Source organism: Chitinophaga varians, from assembly GCF_012641275.1.
GTDB classification, from domain to species: Bacteria; Bacteroidota; Bacteroidia; order Chitinophagales; family Chitinophagaceae; genus Chitinophaga; species Chitinophaga varians_A.
The window spans coordinates 927802-948176 of the sequence record NZ_JABAIA010000003.1 but is presented as its reverse complement, the minus strand read 5'-3'; the positions used below and the strand labels follow the sequence as shown (position 1 = coordinate 948176).

Annotated in this window: 1 protein-coding gene (running past one end of the window); it reads right to left on the bottom strand. The window is 50.7% G+C overall.

Translation table 11 applies throughout. The annotated features are described in order from the left end of the window. Positions 1–20375, bottom strand: partial view of a non-ribosomal peptide synthase/polyketide synthase gene (locus HGH92_RS26780; RefSeq protein ID WP_168873884.1) — the 5' portion only. It extends 15142 nt beyond the left edge of the window; the window shows 20375 of its 35517 coding nt (coding positions 1–20375); the start codon lies at positions 20373–20375; its stop codon lies off the left edge, out of view.

Sequence of the window (20375 nt, the reverse complement as noted above, 5' to 3'; positions counted from 1 at the left end):
AACAACAGATTGGTGACTGTCGTAATATGGACAATGATGGTCAGCGGGTAGTTGGTATGCGGATGCGTCTCCACATCGGTGATTTCCAATTTCCATTCCCTGGAATCTATCACTTCGTTAAGCGGATAATTCTGGAAAGTAATGGAGCTGTCGAATAAATCACCTGGCACGCCAGCCCACTGCTGGATTTCATTCAGCCCGGTATATTGATATTCCCGGCTCTGTATCTGATCTGTTTGCAGGTCCTGCAACCATTGCACCACCGTTTTGTTTCCCGTTACTTTTGCATGCAATGGCAGTGTATTGATATACAACCCTACCCGTTGCTCTATGCCCGGCAGGTCCTCCGGCCGGCCGGAGACGGTAACACCATAGGCAACATCCTGATGACCGGTATAACGGTATAACAGGTACGCCCATACGCCTTGTACCAGTGTGCTGGCGGTAACATGGTGACGCTGCACGTAATCTGCCAGTTGGGCGGTAACGAAGCTATCGAGTAGTATGTTCTTTCCTTTGTATACCCCTACCCCTTTTGTTCTTGATGCAGTGGCATTGATAAACGGCAGGAGCGTACCTTCTTCTATACCTGCCAGGTAATTTTTCCAATACTGGGATATATTCTCTTTGTCCTGCCGGTCCAGGTAACGAATATAATCTTCATATCGATCTTCGGTGCCTGCTGCCACTTGTTTTCCGGTTACCAGTGCTTCATAGGTGTTGAGTAATTCCCCTACGAGTACCTGTAAAGACCATCCGTCAAATAAAATATGGTGTGATGTCCACAGCATCCGGTATTTATTTTCCTCCAAACGCACCAGCGTAATGCGCATCAGCGGCGCTTCCTTAAAGTCAAACCCCTGCCGCAGATCAGCTGTTTTATACTCCAGGAATGCTGCTGCCTGGGCCGCTTCATTCATTCCACGGTAATCCAGCACCGTTACAGGCAACACGGCGTCTTTGTATACGCACTGTACCGGAATATCAAAGTCATCATAATAAAAACCTGTGCGCAAAATGCTATAACGCTGTAGCAAATAATTCCAGCTCTCTCTAAAGCTATCTTCCTTCAGATGCAACAGCTCACACACAAACTGTTCTATATAAGTTCCTACCTGCTCATCATACAGGCCATGGAACAACATACCTTCCTGCAAACCGCTTAACCGGTACATGCCCGCTACCTGACCGCGTCTTGGCGCTCCCCGGTAAGAAGCGTCCAGGAAGGCATCCAGCTCTTCGTTGCTGATTTCCCTGCCCAGGCCATAATCTGAAGGTGTAAAGACCGTCGTTTCCTGCGATGCGCAATGGGCTATCAGCGAGGTAAGACGCTGAATAAATGTTTCTGCCAGATGTTCCACACTTGCTGCGTCGTAATGTTTGCTGCTGTATTTCCACTGAAACACCAGTTCTCCACCCTGCACCATACCGCTGACCGCTAATTTTTCCTTTACTGCGAAGTCTGCTGCCACCGGATCTCCGGATGGTTCTGTGGTGATATTGATATAACCTTCCCGGTTAACAACATTATCCGACTGACCAAGGTAGTTGAACGTAACATCCCAGGGGTCTTCTCCCTGCAAGGCCGCCGCCTTATTGATATATTTCAATACACCATAGCCAAGTCCCTTGTCCGGCACCCGGCGCAGCTGTTCCTTTATTGCTTTTAATAAAGCACCGTCCTGCCGGTCACCTTCCAGCTCCAGTAAAACAGGATACAGGCTGGTAAACCATCCTACGGTACGACTGATATCCATACCGGGAACAATATCTTCCCGGCCATGTCCTTCCAGGCCGATAACGATACGACCGGTATTATTCCATGCTGACAACGTCAGTCCCAGTGCTGTTAATAAAACATCATTGATTTCTGTATGGTACGCATGGGACACTTCCTGTAACAAACGTTGTGTCTGGCCGGCATCCAACCGGATGGTGTAATTACCTATTTCCGATGCCGTTACCGTTCCTTTATAAGCATGATCAACACGCAAAGGAGTAACATTTTGCACTACACCTTCCCAATAAGGTTGCTGGTCCAACAGCCGGCGGCGGCGGCCATAAGCTGTCAATGCCTGGTGCCATTCGCGGTAAGAGCTGCCTTTACGGGCCTGTACCGCAGACACATCCCGTTTCAGCAACAGCTCCAGGTCTTCCAGCAGGATGCGCCAGGACACCCCGTCCACCGCCAGGTGGTGAATAACGATCAACAACCGGTTACGTGCTTCAATGCCAGGTGTTAAAAACAATACCGCACGAACCAGTATTCCCTGTTCAATGTCAAGGCTGCGCTGGTACTGGTCGCCATACGCCGCTATCTTTTCAGACAGCTCGTCCTGTCCTACGGATTGCAGATCGACAACTTCCAGCTCACCTTCATAAGCACCATAGGTTTGCTCCCAGCTATCACCGCTACGGGCATACGTAAAACGCAGCGCATCGTGATAACTCACCAGTTGCCTGATGGCTGAGGATACATCAGCAATATCTACCTGCTTATCTATTCCCAGCAAAACCTGGTGATTAAAATGCGATTCGGCAGTATCCGATAATTCAAAATACCATTGCTGGATGGGTAATAAGCCACTGCTGCCTGTCAGCAAGCCCTGCTCCCCTGAGACAACATTCTCCTTTTGAGACAGCAGACGGGAAGAAAGCCCGGCTATCGTCTGGAAGGTGAACAGGTCTTTGGGCTGTAAGGCATAGCCATAGCGTTTGGCGCGGCTCACCACCTGAATGGAGATGATGGAATCACCGCCTAATTCAAAGAAATTATCATTCCGGCCAACCTGTTTTACATTCAGCAATTCTTCCCATATGCCCGCCAGTTGCTGTTCCGTATCATTAACCGGGGCCACATAGGCCTGCCGGTGCAATGCGCCTGCATCGGGGTCCGGAAGCGCCTGTTTATCCAGTTTACCGTTGATGGTCAACGGTAAGGCCGCCAGTTCCACCAGCAACGCCGGTACCATGTATTCAGGAAGCCTTTCCTTTAAGAAGGCGGTCACCGCTTCCCGGTTAAAATCGCCGGCAGGCACCACGTAGGCCACCAGCCGTTTATGTCCTTTATCATCCGCTTTAACGAGTACTGCTGCCTCCCATATCTGTGGGTACTGCCGCAGCACATAGGCTATCTCTTCTGGTTCTATGCGGAAACCGCGCACCTTCACCTGGTCGTCCACCCTGTTCAGGTATTCGATATTACCGTCTGGCAGCCATCTCACCTGATCGCCGGTGCGGTACCAAAGACCGGCCATGTCTTTCAATGATACGAACCGTTTCCTCGTTTCTTTGCTATTATTGATATATCCCAGTGAAACACCGTCTCCCCCTATATACAACTCTCCTGCTACCCCCACCGGCGCCAACTGCAGATGTTCATCCAGTACCAATGCCTTTGTATTTGCCAGCGGACGGCCGATGGGCACGGGCATTCCCTCCGTTATTGTATTGACAGGATATGAGGTGGCGTATACTGTTGTTTCCGTTGGACCATACACATGCACTAACCTGCCAGGGCCCAGTAAGGAAAATGCTTTCTTTATATGCCAGCCAGACGCCTTCTCTCCACCGAACAATAACTTTCTTAAGGGTTTTAATCCATCAATACAGCTATCAACGAAATTATTAAAGAGTGCCGTGGTCAGGAAACAAACGGTTATCTGCTGTCGGGTGATGATGTCTGAAAGCGCAAATACATCTGAAGCGGTATCTTCATCTACCAGGCAAAGCGTAGCCCCGCACAGTAAAGCGCCATATATATCGTAGGTAGAGCCGTCAAATGCGTAATTAGACCATTGCAATACCCGGTCGTCAGGCATAATCGCAATATCGCCCGGGTCATATACCAGCTTCACAATATTCCTGTGGCTCACAGCGATGCCTTTAGGCTGGCCGGTAGTACCGGAAGTATACATGACGTATACGCGATCGTCTGCAGAGCCTTGTAATGCAACAGGGAGCGCCGGATAATCTTCAGCGGCTGCTATGTCCAGCCCTGTAAGATGTGCCTCCAGACCCGATGCGGCATACAATGAACTGTCTGTGTACAGTACGTAGGATATGTCCGCATCTGCCGCCATCAGTTGCAGGCGTGCCGGCGGATAGGTCGTATGAAGGGGCACATAGGCATTGCCGCTTTTCAGGATACCCCATATACCTATCAGCATTTCGGGGCTACGATAGGCCAGCAGCGCGATATTACGGCCGGTCGCACAACCATTGGCGGCCAAGTACGCTACTACCTGGTTGGAACGTTCGTCCAGTTCGCGGTAGGTAAGCTGCCGGTCGCCAAAAGTAATGGCCACTTTATCCGGAGATAATTGCACTTGTTCCCTGAACAGGGTCGTCACTGTTTTATCCGCAGGATAAGCAACAGCCGTGTCATTAAAGGTTTCCAGCAACTGTTTCTTTTCACCGGCCGTCAACAATTCAATATCCTGCCATGTAGCACTGCTATTATCCGCTACCTGCAACAGCACCTGCTCAAAATGTTTTGTTATCGCGTTGACATAAGTGGCAGGTAATATTGTTGAATTATAATTAAACTGAATATTTATTTCCTCCGCTGCTCCTATAACAATATCCAATGGATAGTTGGTCTGCTCCCGCACCACGATATTATCTATCTGCAATTGCCATGTATGTGAGGTAATGACTTTGCTCACCGGGAAGTTCTCAAATACCAGCAGACTATCAAACAGGTCGCCCGAAATGCCCGCATTCCGCTGGATAATATCCAGTCCGAGATACTGATATTCGCGGCTTTGCAACTGCCCCGTCTGCACTTCCTGTAACCATGCTGCAATATGACTGTTTTCATCTATCCGTGCGTATAACGGCAGCGTATTGATATACAGGCCCACTCTTTGTTCTACTCCCGGCAAATCTTCCGGCCGGCCGGACACTGTCACCCCGTACACCACGTCCTTTCTGCCGGTATAACGGTATAACAGGTATGCCCACACGCCCTGCATCAGGGTATTTATGGTAATACGGTGTTGCTGCACATAACGGGTTATGTTGCCCGTGGCAACAGTATCCAGTAACAGTGATGTCGCTTGCTGTATTCCCGTTCCTTTTGTTCTTTCAGCAGCAAGGCCGATAAAAGGCAACAGGCTGCCTTCCTCTACATCCTGCAAATAATTTTTCCAATAGGCAGTCGCCCGCTCCTTATCAGATTGACCCAGGTACCGGACATAATCCCAGTAATGGTCCACTGTTGGCGCCGGCACTGCTTTTTCTGCTGCGAGCAACTCATAGGTATTTAACAGCGTTTCCATTAAAACAGCCAAAGACCATCCATCAAACAAAATATGATGGAATGTCCACAGCATCCTGTAGTGATTGTCTTTCAGGCGTATCAGGGCGATGCGCATCAGGGGGGCAGTACTGAAATCGAAGCCGCGGCTCAGGTCTGCCGCTTCATATTCCTTCAGGGCCAGTTGCTGTTCAGCTTCAGTCAGGCCCCGGTAGTCCAGCAGTGTTACCGGCAACGTTACCTCATGGTACACACATTGTACCGGCACCGCAAATTCATCATAGTAAAAGCAGCTGCGCAGTATGCTGTGTTGTTGTAAGAGGTGGTCCCAGCTTTGCCGGAATATGTCCTCTCTCAAATCCGTAAGGTCGCAGCTGATCTGTTCCATATAAGCCGTACTCTGATTATCATACAGCCCATGGAACAATATCCCTTCCTGCAGACTGCTGAGCCGGTATAAACCAGCTACCTGTGTACGTCTCGCAGCATCTTTATACGGAGCGTCCAAAAAGCTGTCCAGTTCCTCATTGCTGATGATTCCTCCCAGGTCATAATCTGACGGCGTAAATGAAGGCACATCCTGTGCCACGCAGTGCGTAATCAGCGATTCCAGCTGCGCCAGGTACTGCTCTGCCAGGGCGGTTATGCCTGACTCATCGTAATGTTTGCTGCTATATCCCCATTCAAATATCAATTCACCATGCTGTACGATACCGTTGACAGACAGTTTTTCCGCCATCGGGAAATCCGGCGCTATGGCTGTACCGGGCAGTTCCGCAGCACCGCGGACATATGCTCCGTTGTCCACGACATGGTCCAGTTGCCCCAGGTAGTTGAATACAATATCCCAGGCATCTTGACCCTGTAAGGCAGCTGCTTTACTGATATATTTCAATACGCCATACCCGATGCCTTTATCCGGTACCCGTCTTAATTGTTCTTTTACAGATTTTAATGCCGCTCCTTCCGGCTGACCGGCTTCCGCTTTCAGCCGCACCGGGTATAAACTGGTGAACCAGCCTACGGTACGGCCAAGGTCTGTTCCGGGCTGTACATCTTCCCTGCCATGGCCTTCCAGGCCGATATTCACATAGGTGTTACCATTCCATGCCGACAAAGTAAGGGCCAACGCGCATAACAGGATATCGTTGATTTCAGTATGGTACGCACGCGGTGCGTTCTGCAACAGCCGCCGGGTTTGCGCAGCATCCAGTTTCACCTTATAGCTGCGTATATCCGCCATGGTTACCTCACCATTCCAGGCATGATCAGCCCTTAAAGGCACATACCCGTGTACTATTTGCTCCCAGTAAGGCTGTTGGTCCAGCAAGCGGGGGGATTGCGCATATTCGGCCAGTGCCTGGTACCATTGCCGGTATGATGTACCTTTAGGCCCCAGTACTTCATCCGCTGGTTTATGCCGGTCATGCTCCAATAACAATTCCAGGTCACTGAGCAGGATACGCCACGAAACGCCGTCTATGGCCAGGTGATGAATGGCCAGCAACAGCCGGTTGGGCTGCCCTTCAGGCATTAACAAAAATGTGGCGTGCATCAGCCGTCCTTTTGTAATGTCCAGCTGCCGGTGACAGGCGTTTCCATATAGTTCGAGCTTGCCGGTCAACTCATCAACAGCGATGGATTGCAGGTCCACTATTTCCAGCCCGCCTTCATCATTACCATATTCCTGTTTCCAGCCATCGTTGCCATGAACATATACAAAGCGCAATGCATCATGATAACGTACTAATTGTGTAATAGCCGCGGATAACGTACCCGCATCTACGGTTTTATCTATCTCCAGTATTACCCCCTGGTTAAAATGGGATATTGTTTTACCCGCCTGTTCAAAATACCGTTGCTGAAAAGGCAGCAACCCGCTGTCTCCTGTCAGCAGCCCTTGTTCACCGGTGATACTGCCACCCTGTTGTACCGCCAGCATAGCGGCGAGGCGCCCTACTGTCTGGTGCGTGAACAGGTCTTTGGGCCGCATCTCATATCCGGCGCGTTTAGCCCGGCTTATTACCTGTATGGTAATGATGGAATCACCTCCCAGTTCAAAGAAATTATCGTGTATCCCTACCCGTTCCACGCCCAGCAGCTGCTGCCAGATACCTGCCAACACCTGCTCTGCTTCGCTAAGGGGAGCTACATATTCATTTACCAGCAACTCATCCGCGCCGGGTACCGGCAACGCCTTTTTGTCGGCCTTACCATTGGCGGTAAGCGGTATTTTCTCCAGTGCCACCAGCATGGCAGGCACCATGTATTCCGGCAGCTTGTCCCTCAGATAAGCAACGATCGCTTCCCTGTTGAAAGTACCTGTGGGCACAACATACCCCACCAGTTGCCGGTGTGTGTCTTTATCACCCTTTACTACCACAACGGCTTCCTTCACGAGGCCGCTTTTCTCCAGTACTGTTTCTATTTCGCCCAATTCTATACGGTAGCCACGGACCTTCACCTGGTCGTCTGCCCGGCCGATATAGGCGATATTGCCGTCAGGCAGCCATTTACAGATATCTCCTGTTTTATACAGCCGCCCTCCGGTCCCTTTGACAAACGGGTCTGCCACAAATTTTTCTGCGGTCAGTTCCGCGCGATTCAGATAACCACGGGCCACCTGCACACCGCCAATGTGCAATTCCCCGGGCACTCCCAACGGCGCTATGTTACCTGACGGATCTAAAATATAAAGCTGAGTATTGGCCACCGGTTTCCCGATAGGTACTACTTTTATGTCCCCACCATGCTTCGGCGCATGCCAGTAACTTACGTCAATTGCGGCTTCTGTAGGGCCGTATAAATTGTACAGCTCTGCTGAAGACAACTTCTTCCTGAAGTGCGATACCTGCTGCGGGTGCAAAGCCTCTCCGCTGCAGATGACCCTGCGCAGGCTTCCGCAATCTCCCGCTGAAATACTCTCCAGGAACACGTTTAACATCGACGGTACAAAATGTATTGTTGTGATCCGGTGCGCTGCTATTGTTTTACTTAAATAGTCAACATCCTTCTGTTCTCCGGGCAACGCAAAAACAAGCCTTGCTCCTGTTATCAATGGCCAGAACAACTCCCATACGGACACGTCAAAGCAGAAAGTCGTTTTCTGTAATACGGCGTCACTGCTGTCAAGCTTAAAATAATCCTGCATCCACAACAGCCTGTTCACAATACCGCCATGCTCGTTCATCACCCCTTTCGGTAATCCCGTAGAGCCTGATGTATAGATCACATAAGCCAGGTGATGTGGCTGTAAACCTGAACCGGTGAGGATTACCGGCTGTTGGACAATGTCATCCCACGCTTCATCCAGCGAAATGACCTGCATGTCGTCCGGCAGTATTCCGGTTAACGATACAGGCGCGGTATGTGTTAACAATATGGCTGCACCGGTGTCTTTCAGCATATAACTGATCCGTTCTGACGGATACGCCGGATCAACGGGCACGTAAGCTCCTCCTGCTTTCAGGATGCCCAATATCGCGACGATCATTTCAAAAGAGCGTTCTGTATAAACGGGAACCAGTGTTTCTGTACCGACACCTTTACTGCGCAGGTAATAAGCCAGTTGACTGGTGCGTACATCCAGTTCACGATACGTTAGTGCAGCATCCCGGAACTGTACCGCAATTGCATCTGGCGTACGTGCCACCTGGTCAGCAAACAGGTCTGTGAGCGTCTTATCTTTGGGATAGGCTACAGCAGTGTCATTAAAGCCAAGCAGCAACTGTTGCGCTTCTTCCCCGGCCAACATCGGCAAAGAGCCTATTTTTGCCCTGGGGCTTTTTACAATGGCGCTTAACAACACTTCGAAATGCCCCAGCATACGTTTTATCGTTTCCGCACTGAACAGGTCCGTACACCATGATACCGTTCCTGTTAAGCCATCAGCACCTTCATTCATGGAAAAGCTTAAATCAAACTGGGCGGTAGTATCCTCCAGCTCCATCTGCGACAATGCTAATTCCCCGAGGTGAAATACAGGCGTTTCAGGCACATTCTCCAGTCCAAAGATCACCTGGAACAGAGGGCTTCTGCTGAGGTTGCGCTCTTTTGTCACGGCCTCCACCACTTTTTCAAACGGTATTTCCTGGTGGTTATAAGCTTCCAGGGTGGTTTGTTTCACTTGCTGTAACAGCGATACAAAGGAGGGGTTATTGCTCAAATCACTTCGCAGGGACAGCATATTGATAAATATCCCCACCAGCCCTTCCTGCTCCTGCCGCGTTCTTCCTGCTATCGGGCTGCCCACACAGATATCAGTCTGGCCACTATAACGATATAACAACACTTTAAAGGCCGACAGCAAAGTCATAAACAGCGTGGCTCCTTCCTGCCGGGAGAACGTCAGCAGTTGCGCCGACAACTTCCTGTTTAAGCTGAAAGGAAGGCTTGCACCACGCGTGCTGCGGGTTGCCGGGCGTATAAAATCGGTGGGCAACTCCAACGTTGCCACGCCGGTCAATTTATTTTTCCAATAAGCCAGTTTTTCATCCAGTAATGTGCCGGATAAATAATTCCGCTGCCAGATCGCATAATCGGCATAACTGGTATACAGTACGGGTAGTTGCAACGTCCGCCCGGTTACATAAGAGGCATATAATTCACCTAATTCCCTTATAATAATCCCAACAGACCAGCCATCTGCCGCTATATGATGCATCGTCAATGCCAGTACATGTTCTTCGTCGTTCAGTACTATTAACTGCGCCCGCAGCATATAATCCCGCGACAGGTCAAACGGTTTCACCATTAACGACTGGATATACGCCTTCAGGGCCGTATCATTTCTCCTGTAAGCTTCATTATCCGTTACGGTCAACTGCCAATTGTCTTTATCCTGTATATGCTGACGGGCCTGACCGTCTTCTTCCATGATGACCGTCCGAAGTGATGCATGCCGGTTTACGATGGACTGTAACGCGTACGCCAGGGCTTCTCTGTTAAGCTTCCCCTTCAACCTTAGCGCGCATGGCAAATGATACTGTACACTTCCTTCCAGGTGGTCAATAAACCACAAACGTTCCTGGCTATACGATAACGGAATGCCCGCCGCTTCTTCATAATGGGTTGCCGCCGGTACGGTATCTTCCTCTTCCGGCTGGCCTAGCAACGCAGACAAAGCGCTGATGGTAGGATTGTCAAACGCTTCATTGATGGATATCTCCACCCCCAGTTCTTTACGTATAGCTGAAATCAGGCGTACCACCAACAATGAGTGACCGCCCAGCTCAAAGAAGCTGTCGTATATGCCAACCTCTTCTATCTTTAATAATTCACACCAGATATCTGCCAGTTTCTGTTCGAGCTTATTACGCGGCGCCACCTGCTCGTTTGTCAGCAGCGCCGCCCTGTTAGGATCAGCTAAAGCGGCCCTGTCGACTTTCCCGTTTGACGTCAACGGCAGGGCATCCAACGCCACCAGCAACGATGGCAACATATATTCCGGCAGTTTTTCCTTCATATAAGCTAAAATCCCCTCACGGTCGAACGCTCCGGCCGGAACGACATAACCGATCAACTGGAAACCGGTATCAGGACCGTCGTCACTTTTCCGGGCCAGTATAACTGCCTGTCTGACCAGTGCGCACCCTTCCATCACACTTTCTATTTCGCCTAACTCTACCCGGTAGCCGCGGACCTTGATCTGGTTGTCTGTTCTGCCCAGGTATTCGATAGTGCCGTCCGGCAACCATCTTCCCAGGTCCCCTGTCCTGTAAAGCCTGTCGCCTTTTTCAGGGCTGAAAGGGTCTGGTATAAATTTACCGGCTGTCAGCTCCGGCCGGTTTAAATAGCCTCTGGCCACCCCTGCCCCTCCGATGCAAATCTCTCCAACTACGCCTACGGGCAGCATTTCCCGGTTTGGGCCTAATATGTATAACGTTACATTGTCCAGCGGTTTTCCGATGGATATGCCGTTGCTTCCTGTTAAAATATCTCCCAGGGTATTAAACCAATAGGTACTGCAACCAACGGTGCCTTCTGTAGGGCCATATTCATTTACCATCATCACATCATGACGATGCTCAATCCAATACCGGATATTAACGGGGTGTAGCGCCTCTCCGCCTAATACCAGTATATCTGTCAAATGCCGACCCGGAGAAGCCATCATGGCGGATTCCAATAATGGCAAATGCCCGGGTGTCAGTTTTATAAAATCATAGGGGGCATATTTCCACAGCTGGTCATCTTCAAATATGCTCACTCCCTGCCCGCTGCTGATCACTATAAATTTACCCCGGAGCAAAGGCATGAATATCCCTGTCACAGACGCATCGAAGCTATAGGGCAGGTGCATGAAACTGCCGGCCTTATTACCACCTTCACGGATATAATGGCATTGGCCGTTCAATAAATAGTTTAATAGATTGCTGTGTTCAATCAATACGCCTTTGGGCATGCCGGTACTGCCGGACGTGTATATCACATAGGCCAGATTATCCGGGGATGCAATACGGGCCAGTGGCGTGTCCGGGTATGCGCTTATCTGGTCCTGGTCTTTATCCAGGTTGATGATGGTAACTGACGGCGCTACCGTCAATACCCGTGTACCAGCGCTTACCAGCACCACAGCGCCTGTGTCGTTTAGTATATAAGCGATACGGTCCTGCGGGGAATCCGGTTCAATGGGCACATAGGCGCCTCCTGCTTTAAGAATGCCCAGTATCCCTACCATCATTTCAAAAGAGCGTTCTATACAAATCGGCACCAGGCTGTCAGGCTTTACACCTTTACTGACCAGGTAATGCGCCAGCTGGTTTGACGCCGCGTCCAGTTCCCGATAACTGAATTTCCGCTCTCTGAACACGACTGCAACAGCATCCGGCACGCGCTTTACCTGTTCCTCAAATAAATCGATGACCGTCTTATCTTTGGGCTGTGCTACCGTGGTTTTATTAAAAGTGATGAGCAACTGTTCTTCTTCTTCAGCGCTCAGCATCGATAAAGCGCCTATTCCAACCTCGGGACTTTTCACAATGGAACACAACAGTGCTTCATAATGCACCATCATACGTTCAATGGTCTCTTCCCGGAACAGGTCCGTACTGTAGGAAACAGTACCGGCCAGTCCCCCGGCCTTCTCATACATGGAAATTGTGATTTCAAACTGGGAAGTGGTGTCTTCAAGGGGCATCTGTGACAACTCCACCCCGTTCAAACGCACATCGAGCACTTCGGGTACGCTTTCCAATCCAAACAACACCTGGAACAGCGGGTTCCTGCTCGCATCCCTGTCACCCGCCACGGCTTGTACCACTTTCTCAAACGGAGCTTCCTGGTGATCATAGGCATCCAGTATGGTCAGCTTCACCTGCTGCAACAGCGATGTGAACGAAGGATTATTGCTTAAATTACTGCGCAGGGGCAGTGCATTGATAAAGAACCCGATCAGTCCCTCCAGCTCCTGCATAGGCCTGTCGGCCAACGGTCCTCCCACACAGATATCTTCCTGGCCGCTGTAGCGGGATAGGAGTACCTTAAAAGCTGTCAACATGGTCATGTACAAGGTAGTACCCTGTTGCCGGCTTAGTTGCTGTAACTGTCCTGTCAGTGTTTTATCAACACGAAAAGGTATCACTGCCCCTCGTGTGCTTCTGACAGACGAGCGAGGATAATCAACAGGCAGGTTCAGGGGCGACACGCCACTCAGCTTGTCCTTCCAGTAAGTCAGCTGTTTGTCCAGTAAGTCCCCTGAAAGATAGGTCCGCTGCCATATGGCATAGTCTGCATATTGCATTTGCAGCAGCGCCAGTTTGGGCGTACGTCTTTCTGTGTAAGCCGAATACAGTTCAGAGAACTCCTGTAAAAAGATATGGGACGATAATCCATCAAACGCGATGTGATGGAATACCAGGACCAGGACGTGTTCCCCGGAAGACAACCGGACCAGCCGGGCCCTTAACATGTAATCACGGGAAAGATCAAACGGAGCGTTCACCAAACCGGTTATATGTTCCTGTAAAGCCTGCGGTTCCCCGTTGTACACGGTGGTTGTCATTTCCCACGGTTCCGCGTCCAGCAGTTGCTGGTACACTCCGCCCTCTTTATCTTCCGATTGCCGGACTACCAGCCGCAATACTTCATGCCGGCGTACTTCCTCCTTCAGTGCATAGGCCAGGGCATGGACATCCGGTGTTCCCGCGAGTTTTAAAACGATGGGCACATGATACTGGACGCTGCCTTCCAGCTGGTCTATGAACCACAGCCCTTCCTGGCTAAAGGACAGGGGTATACGGGAAGAGGCAGGCTTCAATTTATCGGCGGCAGGCGTTGGTAAAAAACCGGCATGTTGTAAATCCCGGATGCTTTCTTTGATTGCTTTTGCAATGAAATCAACGTCTTCGTCGGTATGGGCATCTGACAGGAAACAGGTCCTTCCTTCCCAGACATACACTCCTTTCTCTACCAGGTGATAGAAGAAAAGGTCCATATTACTGGTGATGGTGAAGTAGAACAGGGAGCCAAAATTGTTTACCTGGATGGGCACATTGTTTTCTTCAAAGAAAGAACGGATATCATTTACCAGCCGGGTGGTACGGGCATTCAACTGCTCCTGCAAGGCGGGGCCTCTCCGTTCCAGTTCCTGCAGCAGCGCCAGCGAGGCGGTCATACTTAACGGATGTTTGCAAAACGTGCCCGCAAAAAACGTGGTGTCGGCCTGTGGATAGGAAGCATCTCCATACTCCCACATGCCACCATCCAGCGCGCTCATATGCCTCGCGCTTCCCGCGATGACGCCTATTGGCAGGCCACCGCCTGCGATCTTGCCGTAAGTGGCCAGATCTGCCCTTATCCCGAAATGTGCCTGTGCTCCGCCCGGGTGAATGCGGAAGCCGGTAATCATCTCATCAAAGATCAGTACAATATCTTCGGCCCGTGTCATGTCACGCAGTTCCTGCAGCAGCGCCTTCGGCTGATAGCCGGGACGACGGCTCTGTACCGGTTCTACCAGCACTGCAGCAAGTTCATGTGCATGCGCCTGTATTTGTTTTACCACGCCAGGATTCGTATAGTCGAACACCAGCACATCTGCTATCATATTCTGCAGGATGCCCGGTGCAATGGGGACGCCGGTATGCGCTGCCGCTGCATCTTCCGGCACGGCCAGGGTACCGTCGAAATGCCCGTGATAAGAACCTGTAAATACGGCGATCTTATTTCTCCCTGTAACAGTACGTGCCAGCCTTATCGCTGTCATGACCGCTTCCGTACCGGAGTTATGAAAGCTTACCCGTTCCATGCCGGTAAGCGATGTCACCAGTGTGGCCACCTGGCCGGCCAGTGGCGTCTGAGGCCCCAGCTGATAGCCACGTTCCAGTTGCTGCTGTAAGGCTGTTTTTATGACTTTGGGGCTGTGCCCCAGCAGATCTACGCCAAACCCCATGGCGAGGTCCACATAGCTGTTGCCATCAACATCCGTTAGTCTTGCTCCGTCAGAAGAAGCTGCCTGTATGGGATACAAAATTTCCTTAGTCGAAAAACGGAACCCCGCGGATGCACGGTTATCGGCCAAAACAGGGCGATACTGTTGCGTAAGCGCTTTGGACGTTTTTGTTTTTTGTATGTAGCGGCTGATAAAATCGTCCAGGTAAGCCTGCTGCGCTGCGGAAAATCCTGTCTGCCCCGGCGTGGTTTCTATCTTCGGAAAAATAGACGCCCGTTGTTTGGGGGTTTTGCTTTTTTCAGCAGGAGCGGATTTTACAATGGCGTCCAGTATCGCCACATCATCTGCATGAGGTGTAGCTTTATGGTCACCATTCGTGTGCGGCAGTCCGTTTGTATAGGGCTTCGCCGGCGGCACCCCGTTAGTATGCGGCTTTACAGGTGGCGCCCCGTTAGTATGCTGTGTTGCGGATGGCAGGCCATTCGTGTGTTGCTTTGCGGGAGGCGCTCCATTGGTGTGCGCTGTTGCAGGCGGCTGATGGGTAAACACCTGCAACTGGCGTTCCATGACCGTCAACTGATGCTGTACCAGCGAGTAATAATCGGGGCTGACAGCAGCGGCTTCTTTAACGCCATTTTCCGCCACCGGAGGGGCTGCAGGAGGAACAATAATTTCCTCCACCGGAGGTATTGCCGGCGTTTCCACAACCGGTGCCGTATAAGTGCCATGTTTCACGACGTATTGAGCCATCAGATCGAGGGTGTTCACCTCTTCAAACAGCTGCCGGATCGAGAAATTGAGCCCGTATTTTTTTTCTATCCTCCGTACGGCGGTGGCCAATGTCAGGGAATCGGCTCCCAGCTCGAGGAAACGGGTATGAATATTAATTTTATCAGGAGATATCTTCAATAGCTGGCCAAATACTTCGGCAAGATACCCGCGTATATCCGCTGTGTTATTATGTGCTGTATTGTTGGTCATAACCGGATGCTTTATGGTATTCTGAGAAGGTAAATGTTGTGTGGGTTCATGTTGTTCTATCCAATAGCGCTGCCGCTGGAAGGCATAAACGGGCAAGGGTACTTTCCGGTGCAGACCGTGACCGTAGAACCGGTCCCATTTTACCGGAAAGCCTTTTACGTACAGCGCCAATAAGCTTTTCAGCATGGTGCTCCAGGAAGATTGTCCGCGTTGCATGGCGGGCAACAGACAGTCTTCATCATAAGCTGCTGTCAGTTGCACCATTGATAAAAGATTGGGATGAGGCCCCAGCTCCATCATCACTTCTCCCCCCAACTCTTTGATGGTTTTCATGCTTTTGTGGAAATTGACCGGCAACAAAATATGGTCGCACCAATAGGATGCCCTGGTCACTTCATCAGTCGTCACTTCGCCGGTGATATTGGACACCAGCTGCAATACCGGTTTATGGTACCGGATACTGGCCGCTGTACTTTGAAATGCATCGCGCGCCGGCTTCATCAGGGGAGAATGGGAGGCCTGTGCGATCAGCAGCTCCCGGCCGTTAATACCGGCCTGCTCCAGCGATCTTAGCACTTCCCTTACCTCTGCTGTTCTTCCGGAGATAACCGTCAGTTCCGGGCCATTGATCGCCGCAACAGACAGCCCTTCATATGGCCGTATCATTTCCGCTACCAGTGTGGCTGGTGCAAACACCGTCGCCATCGCCCCCGGCTCTTCAACAGCCTGCATCAGCCGCGCTCTTTCGGTCACCAGCGTCAATCCGTCATCCAGGCTGAATACCCCGGCCACATAGGCCGCAGCGTATTCTCCCACGCTATGTCCTGCAACAATAGCGGGAACAATGCCCCAGGACCTCCATACCTCTGCCAATGCACAGGAGATGGCAAATATTGCCGGCTGGAAATAGGTCATTTGCAGCAGCAGCTCATTGGCCGCTTCCATCTTCATTTCATAGAGCAGTGTTGTAAGAGAAAAATCCCAGCGTGTTTTCAGATAGGCGTCACAGTGGTCTATCACATTTCTAAATACCACACTGGACGCATACAATTCTTTTCCCATGTTCCAGTACTGCGATCCACCGCCGGTGAAAAGCCACACCAGCTGCCCTTTCTGCGCCGGCACCATACCCTGCCGCAGGTCCTCTGCGAAGGTGTCGCCGGTATATGCCTGCAGGTATTGGCAGATATCCTGCGTCGTACTAACAGGAAAGGCCAAACGATATTGAAAATGATCGCGCGTTACAGCAGCACTGTAAGCCACGTCTGCTAAGGAAACCGCGGAGCAATCATAATGAAGGTATTGTTCTGCGAGCGCCCGCAGCGCTTCCGGTGTTTTGGCGGACAACAACAGCGGGTAGGAAGGCAGCAATGTTTCAGCATGTTGTGCTGCTGTTGTTGCTATTACAGGTGCTTCTTCCAGGATAACGTGCACGTTGGTGCCACTTAAGCCGAACGAGCTGACAGCTGCCCGCCTTTTCCCGGTATCAGCCGGCCAGGGCGTTAACCGGTCAACCACCTTCACCGCCATATCTTTCCAGGGGATGAACCTGTTGGGCGTATGAAAATTAAGGTTGGCGGGAATTTCCCGGTGTTGCAGGCAGAGTACCGTTTTGATAAAGCCAGCGATACCAGCCGCCGCTTCCAGATGCCCGATATTGGTTTTGACCGTGCCGATCAACAGCGGACGGTCAGCTGAACGGCGATGTCCATACACCGCGTTTAACGCCTGTACTTCCACAGGGTCACCCAGGCGGGTACCGGTGCCATGTGTTTCCACATACTGCACCATATCACTGTCTACACCAGCCTGCCGCAGTGCTTTTTCAATCAGCTGCTGCTGTGCCAGCCCGTTCGGCGCAGTAAGGCCGTTGCTCAACCCGTCATGGTTCACCGCGGACCCGTCAATCACCGCCAGGATATTATCTCCGTTGGCCAAGGCATCACTCAACCGTTTTAATACCACCACGCCTGCGCCTTCTCCCCTCACATAGCCGTCCGCGCTGTCATCAAAGGATTTACACAGTCCGGCAGGCGACAATGCTTTTAACCTGCATAGTTTAATAGTCGTATCGGGCGTCAGCATCAGGTTCACGCCGCCGGCAAGGGCCAGCGAGCACTCACCCTGCAACAGGCTTAAGCATGCCTGGTGTACGCTCAGCAGTGAAGACGAACAGGCGGTGTCCAACTGCATCACAGGGCCGTGAAAGTCCAGCACATAGGCAATCCTGCCAGCGGCAATGCTTCTTTCCACGCCAAGGCCACCAAATGCGTCTTCTACCTGGGCTGTGCCATTATTAGCAGCAACGAGCCTTTGATAATCATCTGTTCCCAGACCTATAAAAACACCACTGTCACTGCCCCTTAATCCGGACGGACGAATCCCCGCATGCTCCAGCGCTTCCCAGCATGTTTCCAGCAACAGCCGCTGCTGCGGGTCCATACCGGCAGCTTCCCGCGGTGAAATGCCGAAAAACAGCGGATCAAATTCATCGGCCTGCTCAATGAAGCCTCCCTGCCGCGTGTACATTTTACCCAATGCGTCTTCGTCTGTATCAAAATATGCATCTGCGTCCCAACGCTCTTTGGGGATAACGGTAATAGCACTACGCTGTTTCTTTAGAAAATCCCAGTATGCCTGCGGCGTACTGATCCCTCCGGGAAACCGGCACCCTATGCCCACTACGGCAACTCGTCTGTCACCCTCTCTATGGCTGTCAGACGACCAGTCTTTTTTATCTGCCACACTTACTTTAGAAAGATGCCCGGCCAAAGTTGATATGGTAGGGAAATTATAAATGACTGTTTTATCGATGGCGGATCCCATCCATGCTTCCAGATCACCTGCCAGCCTCACTGCATGCATCGAAGTCATTCCATAGGCGGCAAAGGTGTTTTCCACAGCCAGTTCCGCCACTGTCAGGTTAAACCGCTGCTGCAACCAGTTTTGCAGCCACTGCCTGATAGTATCAACAGAAAACTGATTTGCCCGGTCATTGGTTGTTACCGGCTTTTCTTCACCGGCGGCAATTTTACTTTTTTCCGCTATCTCCCGGATGACTGCATCATAGCTTCCTTTAGTATACTCCTCGGCTAACAAATATCTTTGAATCTTACCACTGGTCGTTTTAGGGAGCTGTCTCACCGGTATTACCTGTTTCACCTCCAGTCCTAATTTTTCTGCAACGAATCTCTTTATGGCGGCCACGATGGGCAGAAACTTTTCCACTGAAGATTTATGGACGACAAAAACCATAATGGCTTCCGACCCTGTCTCCTTATCTGCCGCCCCGCAGACAGCCACCTTCCTCGCACCAAGGCCGTCCAGCTGTTCCAGCGGATACTCTATATCATGCGGATATACATTGGTTCCGTTTACAAAAATGATATCTTTCACCCTTCCGGTCACAAACAGACAACCTTCCCATATAAACCCTGCATCGCCCGTATTCAGCCATCCATCCTGAATCGTGTCCCTGGTAGCTGTCTCATTATTATAATACCGGCTTGTAACGAAATCACCTTTGATCCGGATAATTCCTACATGACCATCCTCCAACACAATCCCGTTTTCATCCGTGATCCTGATACCCACGTCACCAATGGGTTTGCCAAGATTTACCAATTCGATGCTTTCTTTTATCCATTCACCCTTTGACACATCTTTTCCCATGACCGATCGCCCTATTGTTAATGTCTCCCTTGGAACATGGATGCTTTCAAATGGCGCATGAGCGCCTGGAAAAGTAACCTCAAGTGTTGCTTCAGCCAATCCATACCCCGGGCACATGGCATTGGGACTCAGCTTCACCGGGCCTAACCGGTCCATAAAACTCCTCGTTAAAGTAGCCGAAACCGGTTCCGCTCCATTGAGGATAATCCTGACACAGGACAAGTCCAGCGTTTTTGCCTTTTCCTCTGTAAAATAATCCAGATAGTGCTTATACCCGAAGTTGGGAGAGCCGATGATAGTAGCCCTATGCTCGGATATTTTCTGCATCCATAATAGCGGATTTTTAATGAAGAGGTCTGTAGGCATCAGGTAATGGTTCACCCCGGCCGCAATCGGGTACAAGTGAAACCCGATCAACCCCATATCATGTGTAAGCGGCATCCAGCTTAAATGGCGGTCAGCTTCCGTACAGGCATGTGCAGACAAGGCAGCCTGAATATTACTGACCAGGTTGGCATGAGTCAACACCACTCCCTTGGGGTTGCCTGTGGAGCCTGATGAAAACTGTAAAAAGGCGATACTGTCAGGAGTGGCAGGGTGTATGACTGCCTCCTGCGGTGTTCCTGCATGGTCTTCCATGAACAATACCCTTTCAAAATGATGCCCTTCCGGATGTTCACTTTCATCCTTATATAGGCATAATTTTTCATAGTGCGCACGGTTGGTCATCAGAAAAGGACGCTTTAAAAACGCCCTGATCTTATATAACTTCCTGGCATTTCCAACATGATAAAAAACTGAAACAGGCACTGGTATGATCCCACCTAAAATACAGCCCCAGAAAATCTGTAAAAAAGTTTTATTGTCTTCTACCTGTAATATCAATTCGTCACCGGGCTGTGCGCCTTCTTTCTGCAAATAATGCAGCCACGACAAAGCGCTTTCGTAAAGTTGGTTATAGGAAATAAATTCTTCCTGATTGCCTGACCCAATAAATGTTACGCCTCTATTCTCAACATCTTTCAGTCCTATTAGAATCGCAGACAGTGTTTGAGGGATGTTTGTCTTCTCCAT